This window comes from Zoogloea sp. (assembly GCF_041911615.1).
Classification (GTDB): Bacteria; Pseudomonadota; Gammaproteobacteria; order Burkholderiales; family Rhodocyclaceae; genus Zoogloea.
The window spans coordinates 45,826-62,202 of sequence record NZ_JAYROR010000101.1; the positions used below are offsets into that span (position 1 = coordinate 45,826).

Sequence of the window (16,377 nt, forward strand, 5' to 3'; positions counted from 1 at the left end):
GGCTGCGTGAATGAGTCGCTTTTGTTTATAATCCGGCCCTCGCAGGGCCTGCGCAGCCTCAAAGGATAGTTCAGGCCAGCCTTTTCCGTCCATGCGTATCGGGCTTTCCGGCGTTGCGGAAGATGTGCGATCCCGCCGGTGTAGCTCAGTTGGTAGAGCAGCGCACTTGTAATGCGAAGGTCGAGGGTTCGATTCCTTTCACCGGCACCAACCGCACCCGAAGCACAGGCCGATCCCCGAGGGTCGGCTTTTTCGTTGAGCCGCCACCGGGCTGGTCCGGCGGAGGCGTCTCAAGGGTTCTCTCGCGCCCGGCAGTCTCAAAGCGGCATCCAGAAATGCACGGTCTTGTGGGTTACATCATCATCGGCGGGTGCGTCTGCCTGGTCGCCATCGCGGCGGCGTCGTTCGTCTGGGACGTGCGCAGGAGCCGGCAGGCCGAAGAAAAGCGGCGCCGGCTTGCGTCGCGCCTGAAGGGAAAGTGAGACAGCGATGAGAACCGATCTGCGCGTGCCGTTTGCCGAGAAGGACGAGGCCAAGCGCCTTGGCGCCCGCTGGGATGCGGCGCGCAAGGTTTGGTACGTGCAGAATGCGCCCAACCTTGCCGCCTTCGCGCGCTGGCTGCCGTCGCCGTCCGATGCTGCTCCGGCTGCGGCGCGGCCTGTCGCCACTCGCGCTCAGGCGGCGTCGGCAAAGACCGGCGAGCGCTACTTCGCGCTGAGCTGCGACTGCCTGCCGTGGGAAGGCTGCGCCACCTGCGCCGCCGCCGTCGAGGCGCGCGGCTGGCGGAACTGAGCGGCATCGCCCGGTTTTTCGTCGGGGCCATCGCCCCGCCCCCCTTGCCGCTGCGTCTGTCTTCGCGCCACCCAAACGGGTCGGTGCTGTTTCGGCCTGCGGTCTCGCCAGCCCTGGCGCGCCTGAATTTCTGCGGGCCGGCTTGGTCCAACCCGTGACCGCGCACGTCTGCGTCCAGTCCTGTTCAGGCGGTCTTTCAGGCCGCGGTCGGGCGAGGTCAAACGCCATGTCGCGTGGATTTTGTCACTGACTCAAGTCTCGTTGTGGTATTACCGTAATACTGGTACGAGAGTTGCTGAAATCAATAAGTCAAAAGACAGGAGACACAGTCATGAACTTCTTGCACGCACCCATTCACTGGAGCGCCCTCTTTCACGCGGTGCTCGACTGGATCGCCGATACCACCCGTCAGAGCCGTTCGGCGCGGCTGTCGACGCTGGGCTTGTCCGCCTACGATCGCGACGGCGACGGTTTCGAACATCCGGCGGACGGCCCGGGTTGCCGCTAGCCTGTTGCACCGAACCCGGGCGGTGTGCGCCGTGATGGTGCGCGCCGCGCCCAAGCCGCAGCGTTGAATGCGGATTCGCCAGTCGGCCCTCGAACCCGGGCGCGGGGAGGGTCGGTCACGTCCGCGCTCCAGGCGCGCAAAACAAAAAGGCCCGACCACCTGAGTGATCGAGCCTTGATGCTTGAAACTGGTTGCGGGGGCAGGATTTGAACCTGCGACCTTCGGGTTATGAGCCCGACGAGCTGCCAGACTGCTCCACCCCGCGTCGGAGAAACGCCATATTAGACAAGTCGCTTCGTTGGGTCAAGCATTTTTTGAAGAAAGATTGAACATCGTGTGCCCGACGGGTTTAGTGGCCGAAGCTGTCGGCGTCGAACATGCCCGGATCGGGGCGGTCGAGCGCGTCGAGGGTGGCCATCTCGGAGGCCGAGAGGGCGAAGTCGAAGATGTTGAGGTTCTGCGCCATGCGGTCGGGCGTGGCCGACTTGGGCGCCGTGGCGAAGCCCTGCTGGACGGTCCAGCGCAGCACGATCTGCGCCGGTGTGCGGCCGTGGCGGGTGGCGATGTCGGCAATGGCCGGGTCGGCCAGCAGGTCTGAGCCGAAGCCGAGCGGGCGCCAGGATTCGGTGACGATGCCGCGGTCGCGGTGGATCGCGACAAGATCGTCGCGGCGGTGGTAGGGGTCGAGCTGGATCTGGTTGAGGTGCGGGACGAGGCCGAGTTTGAACAGTCGTTCAAGGTGCGCCGGTTTGAAGTTGGAGGTGCCGATGGCGCGCACCAGGCCTTCGTCGAGCAGGCGCACCAAGCCCAGGTAAGCTTCGACGAAGCGGTCCTGGTCGGGGTTGGGCCAGTGGATCAGGAGCAGGTCGATGTAGTCGAGGCCGAGCCGCTCGAGGCTGGCGATGCAGGCCTGGCGGGCGCCGTCGAAGCTGTGCCACTTGCGGTTGAACTTGGTGGTGACGAAGACGTCTTCGCGCTTTACCGAGGAACGACGGATGCCTTCGCCGACGCCGCGTTCGTTCGCGTAGTTTTCGGCGGTGTCGATGGCGCGGTAGCCCAGGTCGAGGGCGGTGGCGACGGCCACGGCGGCCTCGGCGTCGTTCATCGGCCAGGTGCCGAGGCCCAGCTGGGGCATGGCGACGCCGTTGGCGAGGGTGAGGGTGGGGGCAAGGGGGAGCGTCACGGGCGTCTCTCTCGGTGGTTGGGGGATGTGGGGTCAGTCGAAGCGGTAGCCGACGCCGTAGATCGAGCGAATCGGCGGTTCGCCTGGGGCGGCCTGTTCGAGCTTGCGGCGCAGGTTCTTGACGTGGCTGTCGACGGTGCGGTCGGTGACGACCCGGTGGTCGTCGTAGAGGCCGTCGAGCAACTGCTCACGGGAGAAGACCCGTCCGGGCGCGCGGGCGAGGGTGCGCAGCAGTCGGAATTCGACCGGCGTGAGATCCAGCTCGACGCCGTGGTAGCGGGCCCGCCAGGCGTCGGCGTCGATGCTCAGCGCGGGGGCGGCAGCGGGTTCGGGCGGATGCAGGCGGCGCAGCACGGCCTTGCAGCGGGCGACGACCTCGCGCGGGCTGTAGGGTTTGCAGATGTAGTCGTCGGCGCCGAGTTCGAGGCCGAGCAGGCGGTCGATCTCATCGACCCGCGCGGTCATCATGATCACCGGCACGTTGCTGAAGCCGCGCAGCTCGCGGCAGATGTCGAGGCCGTCGCGGCCGGGCAGCATGAGATCGAGGAGGATCAGATCGGGGGGCTCGGCGCGCACCGCGGGGATCACCGCAAGGCCGTCGGCGAGGTGACGGGGAGCGTAGCCGGCGGCCTTGAGGTAGTCGGCCAGCAGGGCGGCGAGCTTGGGTTCGTCCTCGACGATCAGGATCTGTTGGGGGGTGCCCATCGGTCAGTTCTCCAGCGCCGGAAAGCGCAGTGCGACCCACACGCCGCCGAGCGGCGAGGGATGGGCGGTGATGGTGCCGTGGTGGGCCTCGACGATGCTGCGGCAGATCGCCAGGCCGAGGCCGGCGCCGCCGGTGCTGCGGCTGCGCGAGTTCTCGCCGCGAAAGAAGCGCTCGAAGAGTCGGGGCAGCAGCGCGTCGGGCACGCCGGGCGCCGAATCCAGGAAATCGATGCAGACCGTCGGGCCGTCGCGCCGGGTGACGACCTTGAGGGTGCCGCCGGGGTCGGTGTAGCGCAGGGTGTTCTCGACGAGGTTGCGAAACAGCTGGCCCAGGCGGGCGTCGTCGGCCAGCACGGCAAGACCGGGTGCGAAGGCGGTTTCGAGCGCGAGCGGCACGGCGGCGAGACGGTCGCGGCAGGCGTCGAGGGTGCGTTCCAGGCAGTCGGCCAGGTCGACCGGCGCCTTGCGGTAGGCGAGGGCGCCCACGTCGGCGAGGGCCAGTTCGTTGAGGTCGTCCACCAGTTGGGTGAGGGTGCGCACTTCGGCCTGCAGCGAGCGCAGGGCGTCGGCGTCCGCGGGGCGCAGGCCGTCTTCCATCGCTTCGAGCTCGCCGCGCAGCACCGCGAGCGGGGTGCGCAGTTCGTGGGAGACGTCGGCCATGAACGCGCGCCGCGTCTTCTCGGTGGCTTCGAGGCTGCGGGCGAGGCGGTTGAAGTCGCGGGCGAGCTGGCCGACCTCGTCGTGACTGCTGGGGGTGACCCGGCCGGTGTAGTCGCCGGCGGCGAGGCGGTGGGTGGCGGTGGCGACCTGCTTGATCGGCGCGACCAGGCTGCGGGCGATCCACAGCGACACCGCCGCCGCGACGAGGGCGGCGAGTCCGCCGATCAACAGGGTGGCGTGGAGCTGGTCGTCGAAGAAGCGCTGCACCGCGGTGCCGCTGGCGCTCTCGAAGGGCGCCATGACCAGCCAGCCGACGCGCTGCCCGTCGATCAGCACCGCCCGGCGGGCCGCTTCGGCGGCCCGGGCGCTTGCCGCGTTGCCCATCACGAAGCGGCCGTCGGCGTCGAGCAGGCTCAGGCGGAACACCGCGCCGGTGAGGTCGGACTCGGGCGGTGGCGCGGTACGCTGGGCGCGCAGATCGTCGTCGGGCGAGTGGGGCGAGCACAGGTGGAACCAGGTGCGCCGGTTGCCGCGCAGGAAATCCCAGCTGCCGTGCTCGCGATAGGCCTGGGTGAAGCGCGGGGCCACTTCCTCGAGGCGGGCCTGGGCCAGTTCGTCCAGGTAGCCGATGAAGCCGCGCGAGAAGCTCCAGCGTCCGGCCACGCCCATCGCCAGCAGCACGGCGAGGGCGACCAGCAGGACGGCGCAGAAGGCTTTGGTGGTGATCCCGATCTTCATGGGCGGGGAGAGGCGGCGGCGGTTGGCCCCATTAAGCCGCGCCGGGCTGCGAAGATCAACCGGCGGCACCCGATCTCCACAATGTCTCCAAATTTGCTGCACATTCTGTTTCCAGAATGGCGCCATCGGGGCACGCGGCGTGTCGGCGACCGAAGCTTCCGACGGCGCCCTGTCCGGGATCGGCGATACTGCGCACCCCGCCGCCATGCTGTCGGGCGCCGTGGTCCTGGCGTGTTTTATCGTCTGCTGGTCTGGTCTGGTCTGGTCTGGTCTGGTCTGGCAGGCCTGTCTCCTGGAGTTCTTGCAATGAAACGCCCTCTTGTCGTCCTCGCCGGCGTGCCCCTGCTGTTGTGGGGGCTTTTCGTGATGCCGGATGTCGCCGCCGCCGCCCGTACGGCCTGGGATTGGCGCCGCGCGCTGATCCTGCTCACCGGCACCCTGGCCTTGTGGTGGATGAGCACCGGAACGCTGCTGGCGGCACGTCCGCCGCTGCTGGAGCGCCGTCTCGGCGGGCTCGACCGCCTGTACCGCCTGCACAAGCACATTGGCATCGGCGCCGGGGTCATCGTGTTCACCCACTGGATGCTCGAATGGCTGCCCAAGAAGCTCGCCAAGGCCGGCTTCATCACCCGCCCGGCCCGTGGGCCGCGTCCGCCCGGCGGCGACGAGAGCCTGTGGGTGGAGCTGGCCAAGGACATCGGCGAGTGGGCGGGTTACATCCTGCTGGCGCTGGTGGTGATCGCGCTGGTGCGGCGCATCCCGTACCGCTACTTCCGCTGGCTGCACAAGCTGTTTCCGCTGGTCTTCGTCGCCGGTGTCTACCACGGTCTGATGCTGATGCCCGACAGCTACTGGCAGGGGCCGCTGGGATGGCTCACGGCACTCGTCGCGCTGCCCGGCGTGATCGCCGCCGGGCTCGCCCTGGCCGGTCGCATTGGTCGTCGCCGGCGCACCGAGGCGCGGATCACGGCCATTCACCGCTACCCCGACGCGGTGACCGAAGTGGTATGCCGCCCGAGCGGGCCCTGGCCGGGGCATCGGGCCGGGCAGCACGCGCTGGTGGATTTCGGCCACCCGGGCGAGGGCGCGCATCCCTTCACCCTCGCCGGCGCCTGGAATCCGGCGGACGGGACGCTGCGCTTCGCCATCAAGGCGCTTGGCGATTACACCCGGCTGCTGCCTGGCCGGCTCGCGGTCGGCCAGGCCGTGACGATCGAAGGGCCATACGGCGGCTTCACGTTCTCCGGCGCGGCCGGGCCGCAGCTCTGGATTGCCGGCGGCATCGGCATCACGCCCTTCGTCGGCCGCCTGCAGGCGCTGGCGGCGCAGGGCGGGGCGTCGACGCCGGTTGCGCTGGTCTATTGCACCGATGCGGAGGTGCCGGGCGGCTACGCGGACGCTCTGCCGGCGCTGTGCGCGGCGGCCGGCGTCACGCTGCATCGCCACCTGTCGAGCCGCGACGGGCGCCTGGGCGACGCGGCGATCCGCGACCGCGTGTCTCCCGGCGGGAGCGTGTGGTTCTGCGGCCCGGCTGCCTGGGGCGAGCATCTGGCGCGGGCGCTCACCGCCGACGGTCGCGTGCGCCCCGCCGACTTCCATCGCGAGCTGTTCGACTTCCGCTGAGACGCCCCGGGCGGGTCAGCGGCACACGGCAAGCGACGAAACGACACCGCTGCGGTTCGAGGCGCCATCTCCAAGCGTCCGCCAAGAGGGCGGCAAAAAAAAAACAGCCCCGGCATGCCGGGGCTGGATCGTGTAGCGGAAAGGTGGTCGATGTGGGTCAGACGTTGAACAGGAAGTTCAGTACGTCGCCATCTTTAACCACGTACTCCTTGCCTTCCGAGCGCATCTTGCCGGCTTCTTTGGCGCCGGCTTCGCCTTTGTACTTGATGAAGTCTTCAAAGGCGATGGTCTGGGCGCGGATGAAGCCGCGCTCGAAGTCGGTGTGGATCACGCCGGCGGCCTGGGGGGCGGTGTCGCCCACGTGGATGGTCCAGGCGCGGACTTCCTTGACGCCGGCGGTGAAGTAGGTCTGCAGGCCCAGCAACTGGTAGCCGGCGCGGATCAGGCGGTTGAGGCCCGGTTCTTCGAGGCCCAGGTCGGCCAGGAAGGCCATCTTGTCTTCGTCGTCGAGATCGGCCAGTTCGGCTTCGATCTTGGCGCACAGGGCGACGACCGGGGCGCCTTCCTTGGCGGCGTGCTCGCGCAGGCGGTCGAGGTAGGGGTTGTTCTCGAAGCCGTCTTCCATCACGTTGCCGACGTACATGGCGGGCTTGAGGGTCATCAGGCACAGGGGCTTGAGGAGCGCCTTCTCGTCGTCGGAGAGCTTGAGGGTGCGCACCGGCTGACCTTCGTTGAGGTGCGGCATGAGCTTTTCGAGGACGGCGATTAGCTTCTGGGCGTCCTTGTCGCCGGCGCGGGCTTTCTTGCTTTCGCGGTGGATGGCCTTTTCGACGGCGGCCATGTCGGCCAGGGCGAGCTCGGTGACGATGGTTTCGATGTCGGCGAGCGGATCGACCTTGCCGTTGACGTGGACCACGTTCTCGTCGTCGAAGCAGCGCACCACGTTGACGATGGCGTCGGTCTCGCGGATGTTGGCGAGGAACTGGTTGCCGAGGCCTTCGCCCTTGGAGGCGCCGGCGACGAGGCCGGCGATGTCGACGAATTCGACGATGGCCGGCTGAACCTTCTGGGGCTTGACGATTTCGGACAGGGCATCGAGGCGCGGGTCGGGCACTTCGACGATGCCGACGTTGGGCTCGATGGTGCAGAACGGGTAGTTCTCGGCGGCGATGCCGGCCTTGGTGAGGGCGTTGAAGAGGGTCGATTTGCCGACGTTGGGCAGGCCGACGATGCCGCATTGGAGAGCCATGGAATTCCTTTGATGTTCAGAGGCTTCCGGCAGAGCGTGCCGGAAAACCCGCTATTGTAAAGCGGGTTCGGGCTGAGCCAAAGGGGCGCGGGGTTCAGCGCGCCAGCAGCAGGTAGATCAGCAGCACGTTGAGCACCAGCGAGGCGGCGGCGAGGAGCTTGAGGCCGAACTGCGGGTCGCGTTCGAGTAGCGGCGAGCGGCGCGGCACGACCAGCGGCCGGTGGGCGCCGCGCTCGATGGCGAGGAGGAATTCCTCGGCGGTCTCGAAGCGGGCCCGGGGCTCGCGGGCGACGGCCTTGAGCAGCACGGCCTCGAGCCAGGCGGGGATGTCGGGGCGATAGCGGGTGGGCGGCACCGGGTCGCCGAAGCGGGGTGTCTGGAAGGGTTCGATCTCGCCGTACGGAAACTTGCGGGTGAGCAGTTCGTAGAGGGTGACGCCGACGGCGTAGAGGTCGGTCTGTTCGTTGGCGGCGGCGGGGCGCGGGCCGTGGAGCTCGGGGGCCATGTAGCTGGGGGTGCCGGGGTTGTTGATTTCCTCGAACTTCTGGCCGTCGGCGGTGGCGGCGTCGGAGGCGGCGACGCCCAGGTCGAGGATGCGCAGGCGGCCCTCGCTGTCGAGATGCAGGTTGTCGGGCTTGATGTCCCGGTGGACGATGGAGAGCCGGTGCAGGCTGGCGACGCCTTTGAGGATGCGGGTGCCCAGCTCGGTCACCTCGCCGGGGCCGAAGCGGTGGCCGGCGTCGAGCCGGGCCTTGAGGCTGGCGCCCTCGTGCCAGCTCATCAGGTAATAGAGGTGGCTGCGCGCCGGGTGCGGGACGACGGCCGGGAACCAGGTATCGTTGACCCGTCGGGCGAGCCATTCTTCGTGGGCGAGGGCGGCTGCGGCCTCGGCGTCGCCGTGATCCGGGCGCAGGGTTTTGAGCACGCGGAGCTGGCCGCGGGCGTCGCGCACCCGGTAGAGCAGGGTGGCGATGGATTCGTGGAGCAGGGCGTCCACCGTCAGGCCGTCGAGCTGCTGGCCGGGTTTGAGGCGCGGTGGCGGCGGCAGACGGTGCAGGCGGGCGATGGTGTCGCGCAGGCGGTCGGGGGGCAGGGCATCGACGCGCAGCACCAGGGCCGTGCAATTGTCCTGGCTGCCACCGTCCTCGGCGCTGCCTGCGAGGCGCTCGGCGGCCGCCTGCGGGGTGCTGGCGGCCGCGAGCAGTTCGGCGATCCGCGCGTCGCCGAGCTGGCCCCAGACGCCGTCGCTCAGCAGCGCGAAGACGTCGCCGGTTTCCAGCTCCCCGTCGGCGTAATCCACCGACAGGTGGGCGTCGAGCCCGACTGCGCGGGAGAGTACGTTCTTGAGTTCGGGGTGCTCCCAAACGTGATCGGTGGTGAGCTGTTCGAGCCGGCCGGCGCGCAATCGGTAGATGCGCGTGTCGCCCACGTGGGCAAGATAGTAGCGACGCCCCCGCAGCACGATGGCCGACAGGGTGGTGGCCATGCCGGCGGCCTCGCGGGTGCGCGTGGCGTGGGCGACGAGCCAGCGGTTGAGCGCCGTCAGGACGGTGTCGAGGGCCTTGTTCACCGCCCAGGTGTCGGGCGTGGCGTAGTAGTCGGAGAGCAGGCCGCGGACGGTGTATTCGGAGGCTTCGCGCCCGTTGGCGTGACCGCCGACGCCGTCGGCCACCACCGCGAGGATGCCTTTGGCGCTTAGCTCCGCGCCGTCGGGCGTCGCCGCGCCGCAGAAATCCTCGTTGTGCGGGCGGGGGCCGGTGAGGGAGGCATGGCCGAGGTCGGTCTGGAGCGAGGGGGCGAGGGGCATCGGGGTGCGTACGCGAGGGTTGTGGAACGATCCGTCGGGGCGGGCCGCGGCACCGGATGCCACGGCCCCCGCGCCGTTCAGATCTTGGCGGCGGTGAGGTGCGGAGCGCCCCAGGTGGTGCGCCAGCGGCGCTTGACGGCGGTGAGGCCGAGCAGCGCGGCGATGGCCAGCGCGGCGAAGATCAGGAAGCCGGACTGGTAGCTGCCGGTCACCTGCTTGCTGTAGCCGAGGCTGGAGGCGAGGTAGAAGCCGCCCACGCCGCCGGCCATGCCGACGAGGCCGGTCATCACGCCGATCTCCTTGCGGAAGCGCTGCGGCACCAGCTGGAACACTGCCCCGTTGCCCATGCCGAGCGACAGCATGGCACAGACGAAGATCGCCAGCGCCTGCCACGCTTCGGGCAGGCCGACGCTGACGATGGCGAGGAACAGCGCGGCCAGCACGTACATGGCGGTGAGGCTCTTGATGCCGCCGATGCGATCGGCCACGTTGCCGCCGATGGGGCGCACCAGGCTGCCGGCGAACACGCAGGCGGCGGTGAAGAAGCCGGCGGTCTTCGGGTCGAGCCCGTACTGGGTGTTGAAGTAGATGGTGAGCGAGGAAGCCAGCCCCACGAAGCCGCCGAAGGTCACCGAGTAGAAGAACATGAACCACCAGGCGTCCTTGTCGCGCAACACGGCGAGGTATTCGGTGAGCGACTTGGCCGGCGGGCATTCGGGGGCGTCCTTGGCGAGGACGAGGTAGGCCACGAAGACCATCGACAGCGGGATCAGCGCCAGGCCGAAGACATTGGTCCAGCCATAGGCGGCGGCGAGACCGGGGCCGAACAGCGCGGCCAGCGCGGTGCCGGAGTTGCCGGCGCCGGCGATGCCGAGCGCGGTGCCCTGGTGTTCGGGCGGATACCAGCGTGAGGCGAGCGGCAGCGCCACCGCGAAGGCCGCGCCGGCCACTCCGAGGAAGAGGCCGAGAATCAGCGTCTGCGCGTAGCTGTGGATGCCGAACTTCCAGGCCACGGTCAGCGCGGCGATCACGATGAGCTGGCCGATGGCGCCGGCCATCTTGGGCTTGAGGTGGTCCACCAGCACGCCCATGACGAGGCGCAGCAGCGCGCCGGCGAGCACCGGGGTGGCGACCATCAGGCCCTTCTGGGCATGGGTCAGGCCAAGGTCGGCGGCGATCTGCACGCCCAGAGGGCCGAGCAGCACCCACACCATGAAGGCGAGGTCGAAGTAGAGGAAGGCGGCCAGCAGCGTGGGCGTGTGACCGGCCTGGAGGAAGGATTTGCGATCCATTTCGGGACTCCTTGGGATGAGTTGGGCCTGGCGGCGCCTGGGGGCGCTGCCTGAGCGGTGCTTGCGGATTCGGGAGATTCACGCCCCGGGGGCGGCGGGGGAGACGCCGGGGCGGACGCCGTCCCCGTGACGTGAGCGGCTAGAGGTCGAGGAACACGTCGCCGTCCTCGACCTTGACCGGGAAGGGCTTGACGCAGCCCACGTCGGGCGCCACCACCTGCCCGTCCGTGAGCTGGATCTTCCAGCTGTGCAGCGGACAGGTGACAGTCGTGCCGTGGACGATGCCCTGGGACAGGGGGCCGGCCTTGTGCGGGCACTTGTCGCGCACCGCGAAGACCGCGTCGCCGTCGCCACGGAACACCGCGATGCGGCCGTGGACCTGGCTGTCGATGACACGCGAGCCGAGCAGCGGAATGTCGACCACGGGGCAGATTCGCTTCCAGTTGCGCATGGCGGCGGCCCTCACACCTTGATGATTTCGAATTGACGTTTGTGGGTGCCGCCGGCGACGTCCTCGACGATCTCGGCCCACGGGTCCTGGTAGTGCTGGAGGGCGAACAGCAGCCGCTCGTGCAGTGCCTTGCGCGTGCCGGCGTCGTCCAGCACCTGCTGGCGGATGTGCTCCATGCCCACGCGTTCGAGGTAGTGGCAGGTGCGTTCGAGGTAGAAGCCTTCCTCCCGGTAGAGCTGGATGAAGGCGCCGCCGTATTCCATCACCTCGTCGTCGTCCTTCACCTTGCAGAAGAATTGCGCCACCTCGGTCTTGATGCCGCCATTGCCGCCGATGTAAAGCTCGTAGCCCGAATCGACGCCGATCACGCCGATGTCCTTGATGCCCGATTCGGCGCAGTTGCGCGGGCAGCCCGAGACGGCCAGTTTCACCTTGTGGGGGCTCCACATGCCGTAGAGCATTTTCTCGAGCTTGACACCCAGATCCATCGAGCGCTGGGTGCCGAAGCGGCAGTGCTCGCTGCCCACGCAGGTCTTCACGGTGCGCAGGCTCTTGCCGTAGGCGTGGCCGGAGACCATGCCGGCCCTGGCTAAATCCGCCCAGATGGCGGGCAGGTCTTCCTTCTTCACGCCGAGCAGATCGATGCGCTGGCCGCCGGTGACCTTGACGGTGGGCACCCGGTACTTCTCGGCGGCGTCGGCGATGGCGCGCAGCTCGGTGGGGTTGGTGAGGCCGCCCCACATGCGCGGCACCACCGAGTAGGTGCCGTCTTTCTGGATGTTGGCGTGGGCGCGCTCGTTGATGAAGCGGCTCTGCGGGTCGTCGATGGCTTCGTGGGGCCAGGTGGACAGGCAGTAGTAGTTGAGCGCCGGCCGGCAGGTGGCGCAGCCGTTGGGCGTCTTCCAGTCGAGGAAGCGCTGGGCGGCGGCCACGGAAAGCAGCCTGTGCTCGCGGATCGCCTTGCGCACCTCGCCGTGGGAATGGTCGGTGCAGCCACACACCGGCTTGTTGTTGGAGTCGGCCGGCTGGTAGGCGCCGCCGACGGTGGAGGCGAGGATCTGCTCGACGAGCCCGGTGCACGAGCCGCAGGAGCTCGACGCCTTGGTGTGTTTGCGCACGTCCTCCAGGGTGAAGAGGCCGTGCTCCTGGATCGCCTTGACGATGGTGCCCTTGCACACGCCGTTGCAGCCGCACACCTCGGCGCTGTCGGGCATCGAGGCGGCCAGGTTGTTGCCCTTGTGGCCCACGTCGCCCAGGTGGGCGTTGCCGAAGACGAGGTGGTCGCGAATGTCGCCGATGTCCTGCGCGTCCTTGAGTAGCTGGAAATACCAGGCGCCGTCCTTGGTGTCGCCGTAGAGCACGGCGCCGACGAGCCGGTCGTCCTTGAGCACGAGGCGCTTGTAAACGCCCATGCCCGGGTCGTGGAGGACGATGTCCTCGGTGCCTTCCGCCCCCGAGAAGTCGCCCGCCGAGAACACGTCGATGCCCGTCACCTTGAGCTTGGTGCTGGTCACCGAGCCCTGGTAGCGGCCGATGCCATGCATGGCCAGGTGGTTGGCGCACACCTTGGCCTGCTCGAACAGCGGCGCGACCAGGCCGTAGGCGGTGCCGCGGTGGTTGGCACATTCGCCCACGGCGTAGATGCGCGGGTCGTAGGTCTGCAGGGTGTCGGAGACGACGATGCCACGGTTGCAGTGGATGCCGGCCTTCTCTGCCAGCGCAACGTTCGGGCGGATGCCGGCGGCCATGCAGACGAGGTCGGCCGGGATACAGGCGCCGTCCTTGAACTTCACGGCGCAGACGCGGCCTGATTCACCCTTCACCAGCTCGGCCGTCTGGGCGTTCAGCCGGAACTTCATGCCCTTGGTCTCGAGCGCGGCCTGCAGCATCTTGCCGGCGGTGCGGTCGAGCTGACGCTCCATGATCCACTCGGACAGATGCACCACGGTCACGTCCATGCCGCGCAGTGCCAGACCGTTGGCCGCTTCGAGGCCGAGCAGCCCGGCGCCGATCACCACCGCGTGCTTGAAGCGTGCCGCCGCGTCGATCATCGCGTCGGTGTCCTGGATGTCGCGGTAGGCGATGACGCCCGGCAGGTCGCTGCCTGGAATGGGCAGCATGAAAGGCGTCGAGCCGGTGGCGATCAGCAGGCGGTCGTAGTCGGCGACGATCCGCTCGCCGTCCTTGCCGGTGGCGACGACCGAACGGTTGCGACGGTCGATCTCGGTGACGCGGGCGCCCAGGTGCAGGGTGATCCCGTTGTCGGCGTACCAGTCCAGGTCGTTGAGGATGATGTCCTGGATCGTCATCTCGCCGGCCAGGACGGGCGAGAGCAGGATGCGGTTGTAGTTCGGATGGGGTTCGGCGCCGAACACGGTGATGTCGTACATCTCCGGGGCGATCTTCCGCAGTTCTTCCAGGGTGCGGACGCCCGCCATCCCGTTGCCGACCATGACCAGTTTGAGTTTGCGCATGATGCCTCCGACGATTGATTCTCCCCGGACCGGGCGCGGGGCGGCCGATGCGGGCGGTAAGCCTTGGCAGGAGAAATCGTCGTTGATCGCGGGCGGGCCGCCGTTGGCCGTTCCGCGTCGCGGCTTCGAGCGGGAAGCTGCGCGCTTGCACCTGGAGTCAGGTTGCGGGCGGCGCAGCAAAATCGTTGTTGCCGCCCACCGCATTTGTTGGAGGAATTAAAGCAAAGGGTGTGCCACCCTTGAAAGGCCGCGCCATTGACGAAAAGTCGGCGTGGAAAGGGGGGTATTGGCGATATCTGGCGCACCTGGGTGGTGCGCCCGGCCCCGCGCTGGGGCGTCTTTCAGGCGCCGCGGGTGCGGCGCTGCAGCAGGTAGGCGACGAGGCCGGCGAGGATCGCGGCAAAGGCGAGGAAGGACCAGTTGGCGATGGTCAGGCCGAGGAAGGTCCAGTCCACCACCGAGCAGTCGCCGGCGCCGCGGAAGATCATCGGCAGCGACGAGGCGAGGGGAAAGCGCTCGAGCATGTATTCCAGGCCCGGTCCGCATTCCGACACGGCCGGCGGATACCACTGGATCCACGACTGGCGGGCAGCCACCCCGCCGCCGGCGACGGCCGCGATGGCCAGCAGGGTGGCGTAGCCGTTCTGGCCGCCGCGGCCCGGGTTGTGAAGGCCGGCAATGAGGCCGATCACGCCGCACACCATCAGCGCATAGCGCTGCAGGATGCACATCGGGCACGGCTCGATGCCCTGCACGTGTTGGATGTAGAGGCCGGCGGCCAGCAGGCTGGCGCAGGTTGCGAAGAGGGCGAGGGCGAGCAGGCGAAAGGGCAGGCGGGAGAACATCGTCGGAAAACGCGGGGTAGGAACGAGCTTCATTGTAGCGGTCCGGGCCGTGTCGGGGGCCGTTGCCCGGCCCCCGCTGGTGCTCAGGACTTGTGGGCCTGGAACAGGGCGATGCTGGCACCGGTATTGACGAGCGCGATGCCCTGCATGGTGGCGAGGCTGGGGTCGTAGATGGCGATGCCCTCGAGGGTGTTGGTGCCGAACGCGCAGGAGCCGCCCTGGAAGGTGAGCGCCATGTGCATCAGGGTGGTGTAGTTCTTGGACGGGACGATGGTGCCGGTGAAGGCGCAGTCGGGCGAGAAGGCGATACCGCGGATGGTGCCGTCGGCGCCAATGGTGAGCACGGTGGCGTGGTCGGTGCCGGCATAGGCGCCCGCCACGTCGCTCATGCCGATCACCTGGGCGCTGGGTTGGCGGTAGCTGGTGGTGAAACTGAAATTGCGGCTGGCGTCGCTGTCGTAGGTGGTGATGCCGTTGTAGCCGACGCTGCTGTCCAGGCTGCCGGCAACCCGCGCGCGGGCGCTGCTGAGGCCTTCCCAGCTGAAGTCCACGGCGTCGATCGCCAGGCTGGCGCCGCTCTGGGTGGCGCTGCCGACGATGGCACCGCCCGTGGTCGCGGGGTTGCCGATCGCGCTGTAGAGGATGAAGCTGCGCCCGCCGTCGAGAACGACGATGTTGAGGCTGCGGCCGGTGCTGGTGCTGCCGAACCACAGGGCGGCGTTCTGCGGGGTGATCGTCACGGGCGGCGTGGTACTGCCGGGGGCCGCCGCGGGATTGCCACCGCCACCGCCGCCGCCACAGGCGGCGAGACCGAGGGAGACGAAACAGGCGAGACCGAGGCGCTGGGCGGTAGTGCGGGAAAGGAGGGTCATGGTGCGCGGGCTGGTCCGGCGTTGGCCGGCGATGTTTTTGTAGATCGCTACAAAATGCCCCGAGTGCGGCGGGAGGGGCTGTGAGCGATTGGACGGACTCCGTAGCGTTGTCACTATTTGACAGAGTTCCCGGATTTTTTCGGCGGGTGAACGCAAGACGAGGCGCCGCAGCGCCTCGTCTCGAGCCGGGGCCGGTGGGCGGTGGGCTTATTTGCTCTTGATCATCGTGCCGACGCCGTGGTCGGTGAGGATCTCGAGGAGCAGGCAATGTTCGACGCGCCCGTCGATGATGTGCACGCTCTTCACGCCGTTGCGGGCGGCGTCGAGCGCCGAACCGATCTTAGGCAGCATGCCGCCGGACAGGGTGCCGTCAGCCACGAGTTCGTCGATCTGGCGCGGGGTGAGGCCGGTGAGCAGCTTGCCCTGCTTGTCGAGCACGCCCGGGGTGTTGGTGAGGAGCACCAGTTTCTCGGCCTTGAGGATTTCGGCGAGCTTGCCGGCAACCACGTCTGCGTTGATGTTATAGCTCTCGCCGTCCTCGCCGACGCCGATCGGGGCGATCACCGGGATGAAGTCGCCCTTGTCGAGGAAGGAGATCAGGCTCGGGTCGATCTGGGTGATGTCGCCCACCTGGCCGATGTCGATGAACTCGCCCGGCGCATCCTTGTTTTCCATCATCAGCTTCTTGGCGCGGATGAAGTTGGAGTCCTTGCCGGTGAGGCCCACGGCCTTGCCGCCGGCCTGGTTGATGAGGCTGACGATTTCCTTGTTCACCTGGCCGCCGAGCACCATTTCGACCACTTCCATCGTCTCGCCGTCGGTGACGCGCATGCCCTGGACGAACTCGCCCTTCTTGCCGACACGGGAGAGCATGGTCTCGATCTGCGGGCCGCCGCCGTGGACGACCACCGGGTTGAAGCCGACCAGCTTGAGGAGCACCACGTCGTGGGCGAAGCATTCCTTGAGGTGCGGATCGGTCATCGCATTGCCGCCGTACTTGATGACCAGGGTCTTGTCCTGGAAGCGGCGGATGTAGGGCAGGGCTTCGGCGATGATGGCGGCCTTCTGGGCCGGGGACAGGTCGGAGGTGTCGAGGTGCTGGGTCATGATCGGTTGCGGCGCAGGTTGGTTGCGGGTAGGCGCGATTGTAATGAGCCCACCGGCAAACAAAAAGCGGG

General features: G+C 68.2%; 15 protein-coding genes and 2 tRNA genes. 5 read left to right on the forward strand and 12 right to left on the reverse strand.

Annotation, left to right across the window (positions count from 1 at the left end):
- The first annotated feature begins 134 nt into the window (after positions 1-134).
- The 4 genes from ACE3P2_RS12790 (at position 135) to ACE3P2_RS12805 (ending at position 1,300) form a co-directional block, all read left to right on the forward strand.
- Positions 135-210: transfer RNA gene (locus ACE3P2_RS12790), tRNA-Thr, on the forward strand.
- 137 nt (positions 211-347) lie between these two features.
- Positions 348-482 carry a hypothetical protein gene (locus ACE3P2_RS12795; RefSeq protein ID WP_374265017.1) on the forward strand — a complete coding sequence of 45 codons (135 nt, stop codon included), beginning with the start codon at positions 348-350 and terminating at the stop codon, positions 480-482.
- A gap of 7 nt (positions 483-489) precedes the next feature.
- On the forward strand, positions 490-792 hold the full coding sequence (locus tag ACE3P2_RS12800) for a DUF5710 domain-containing protein (RefSeq protein WP_374265019.1): 303 nt from the start codon (positions 490-492) through the stop codon (positions 790-792).
- 331 nt (positions 793-1,123) lie between these two features.
- Complete coding sequence (locus ACE3P2_RS12805; RefSeq protein ID WP_374265021.1) at positions 1,124-1,300, forward strand: hypothetical protein; 177 nt, start codon at positions 1,124-1,126, stop codon at positions 1,298-1,300.
- A 188-nt stretch (positions 1,301-1,488) separates the two neighbouring features.
- Here ACE3P2_RS12805 and ACE3P2_RS12810 read toward each other — a convergent pair.
- From ACE3P2_RS12810 to ACE3P2_RS12825, 4 genes are all read right to left on the reverse strand, one after another.
- Positions 1,489-1,565 (reverse strand) — tRNA-Met (locus ACE3P2_RS12810).
- 84 nt (positions 1,566-1,649) lie between these two features.
- Positions 1,650-2,483 (reverse strand): aldo/keto reductase, encoded by an 834-nt coding sequence (locus tag ACE3P2_RS12815; protein WP_374265023.1) that lies wholly within the window; start codon positions 2,481-2,483, stop codon positions 1,650-1,652.
- A gap of 33 nt (positions 2,484-2,516) precedes the next feature.
- Positions 2,517-3,188, reverse strand: coding sequence for a response regulator (locus ACE3P2_RS12820; RefSeq protein ID WP_374265025.1), 672 nt, complete (start codon positions 3,186-3,188; stop codon positions 2,517-2,519).
- 3 nt (positions 3,189-3,191) lie between these two features.
- Positions 3,192-4,793 carry an ATP-binding protein gene (locus ACE3P2_RS12825; protein WP_374265027.1) on the reverse strand — a complete coding sequence of 534 codons (1,602 nt, stop codon included), beginning with the start codon at positions 4,791-4,793 and terminating at the stop codon, positions 3,192-3,194.
- Between the two features lie 99 nt (positions 4,794-4,892).
- Between ACE3P2_RS12825 and ACE3P2_RS12830 the strand changes: the two genes are divergently transcribed.
- Positions 4,893-6,209, forward strand: a complete 1,317-nt coding sequence (locus tag ACE3P2_RS12830) for a ferric reductase-like transmembrane domain-containing protein (protein WP_374265029.1) — start codon at positions 4,893-4,895, stop codon at positions 6,207-6,209.
- Between the two features lie 157 nt (positions 6,210-6,366).
- On the opposite strand, the gene ychF is transcribed toward ACE3P2_RS12830, so the two are convergent.
- The 8 genes from ychF to argB form a co-directional block, all read right to left on the reverse strand.
- Positions 6,367-7,458, reverse strand: coding sequence for a redox-regulated ATPase YchF (ychF, locus tag ACE3P2_RS12835; RefSeq protein WP_374265031.1), 1,092 nt, complete (start codon positions 7,456-7,458; stop codon positions 6,367-6,369).
- Positions 7,459-7,552: 94 nt separating this feature from the next.
- Complete coding sequence (locus ACE3P2_RS12840) at positions 7,553-9,265, reverse strand: bifunctional protein-serine/threonine kinase/phosphatase (protein ID WP_374265033.1); 1,713 nt, start codon at positions 9,263-9,265, stop codon at positions 7,553-7,555.
- 77 nt (positions 9,266-9,342) lie between these two features.
- Complete coding sequence (locus tag ACE3P2_RS12845; RefSeq protein WP_374265035.1) at positions 9,343-10,557, reverse strand: nitrate/nitrite transporter; 1,215 nt, start codon at positions 10,555-10,557, stop codon at positions 9,343-9,345.
- Between the two features lie 139 nt (positions 10,558-10,696).
- Positions 10,697-11,008, reverse strand: coding sequence for a nitrite reductase small subunit NirD (gene nirD / locus ACE3P2_RS12850; protein WP_374265037.1), 312 nt, complete (start codon positions 11,006-11,008; stop codon positions 10,697-10,699).
- 11 nt (positions 11,009-11,019) lie between these two features.
- A complete protein-coding gene (nirB, locus tag ACE3P2_RS12855; RefSeq protein ID WP_374265039.1) occupies positions 11,020-13,482 on the reverse strand; it encodes a nitrite reductase large subunit NirB in 2,463 nt (820 codons plus the stop codon).
- Positions 13,483-13,823: 341 nt separating this feature from the next.
- Positions 13,824-14,360, reverse strand: a complete 537-nt coding sequence (locus ACE3P2_RS12860) for a disulfide bond formation protein B (protein ID WP_374265041.1) — start codon at positions 14,358-14,360, stop codon at positions 13,824-13,826.
- Between the two features lie 50 nt (positions 14,361-14,410).
- Positions 14,411-15,199: a hypothetical protein gene (locus tag ACE3P2_RS12865; protein WP_374265043.1), complete on the reverse strand. Its 789-nt coding sequence runs from the start codon at positions 15,197-15,199 to the stop codon at positions 14,411-14,413.
- A gap of 207 nt (positions 15,200-15,406) precedes the next feature.
- Positions 15,407-16,306 (reverse strand): acetylglutamate kinase, encoded by a 900-nt coding sequence (gene argB, locus ACE3P2_RS12870; protein ID WP_374265045.1) that lies wholly within the window; start codon positions 16,304-16,306, stop codon positions 15,407-15,409.
- Positions 16,307-16,377 lie beyond the last annotated feature (71 nt).

Bases quoted from the DNA above. Each gene is read 5' to 3' on its own strand.
- ACE3P2_RS12820 (WP_374265025.1), bottom strand. From the start codon at position 3,188: ATGGGCACCCCCCAACAGATCCTGATCGTCGAGGACGAACCCAAGCTC.
- nirD (WP_374265037.1), bottom strand. From the start codon at position 11,008: ATGCGCAACTGGAAGCGAATCTGCCCCGTGGTCGACATTCCGCTGCTC.
- ACE3P2_RS12840 (WP_374265033.1), bottom strand. From the start codon at position 9,265: ATGCCCCTCGCCCCCTCGCTCCAGACCGACCTCGGCCATGCCTCCCTC.
- ACE3P2_RS12860 (WP_374265041.1), bottom strand. From the start codon at position 14,360: ATGAAGCTCGTTCCTACCCCGCGTTTTCCGACGATGTTCTCCCGCCTG.
- ACE3P2_RS12805 (WP_374265021.1), top strand. From the start codon at position 1,124: ATGAACTTCTTGCACGCACCCATTCACTGGAGCGCCCTCTTTCACGCG.
- ACE3P2_RS12865 (WP_374265043.1), bottom strand. From the start codon at position 15,199: ATGACCCTCCTTTCCCGCACTACCGCCCAGCGCCTCGGTCTCGCCTGT.
- ACE3P2_RS12845 (WP_374265035.1), bottom strand. From the start codon at position 10,557: ATGGATCGCAAATCCTTCCTCCAGGCCGGTCACACGCCCACGCTGCTG.
- ACE3P2_RS12800 (WP_374265019.1), top strand. From the start codon at position 490: ATGAGAACCGATCTGCGCGTGCCGTTTGCCGAGAAGGACGAGGCCAAG.
- ychF (WP_374265031.1), bottom strand. From the start codon at position 7,458: ATGGCTCTCCAATGCGGCATCGTCGGCCTGCCCAACGTCGGCAAATCG.
- argB (WP_374265045.1), bottom strand. From the start codon at position 16,306: ATGACCCAGCACCTCGACACCTCCGACCTGTCCCCGGCCCAGAAGGCC.
- nirB (WP_374265039.1), bottom strand. From the start codon at position 13,482: ATGCGCAAACTCAAACTGGTCATGGTCGGCAACGGGATGGCGGGCGTC.
- ACE3P2_RS12825 (WP_374265027.1), bottom strand. From the start codon at position 4,793: ATGGCGGCGGGGTGCGCAGTATCGCCGATCCCGGACAGGGCGCCGTCG.
- ACE3P2_RS12830 (WP_374265029.1), top strand. From the start codon at position 4,893: ATGAAACGCCCTCTTGTCGTCCTCGCCGGCGTGCCCCTGCTGTTGTGG.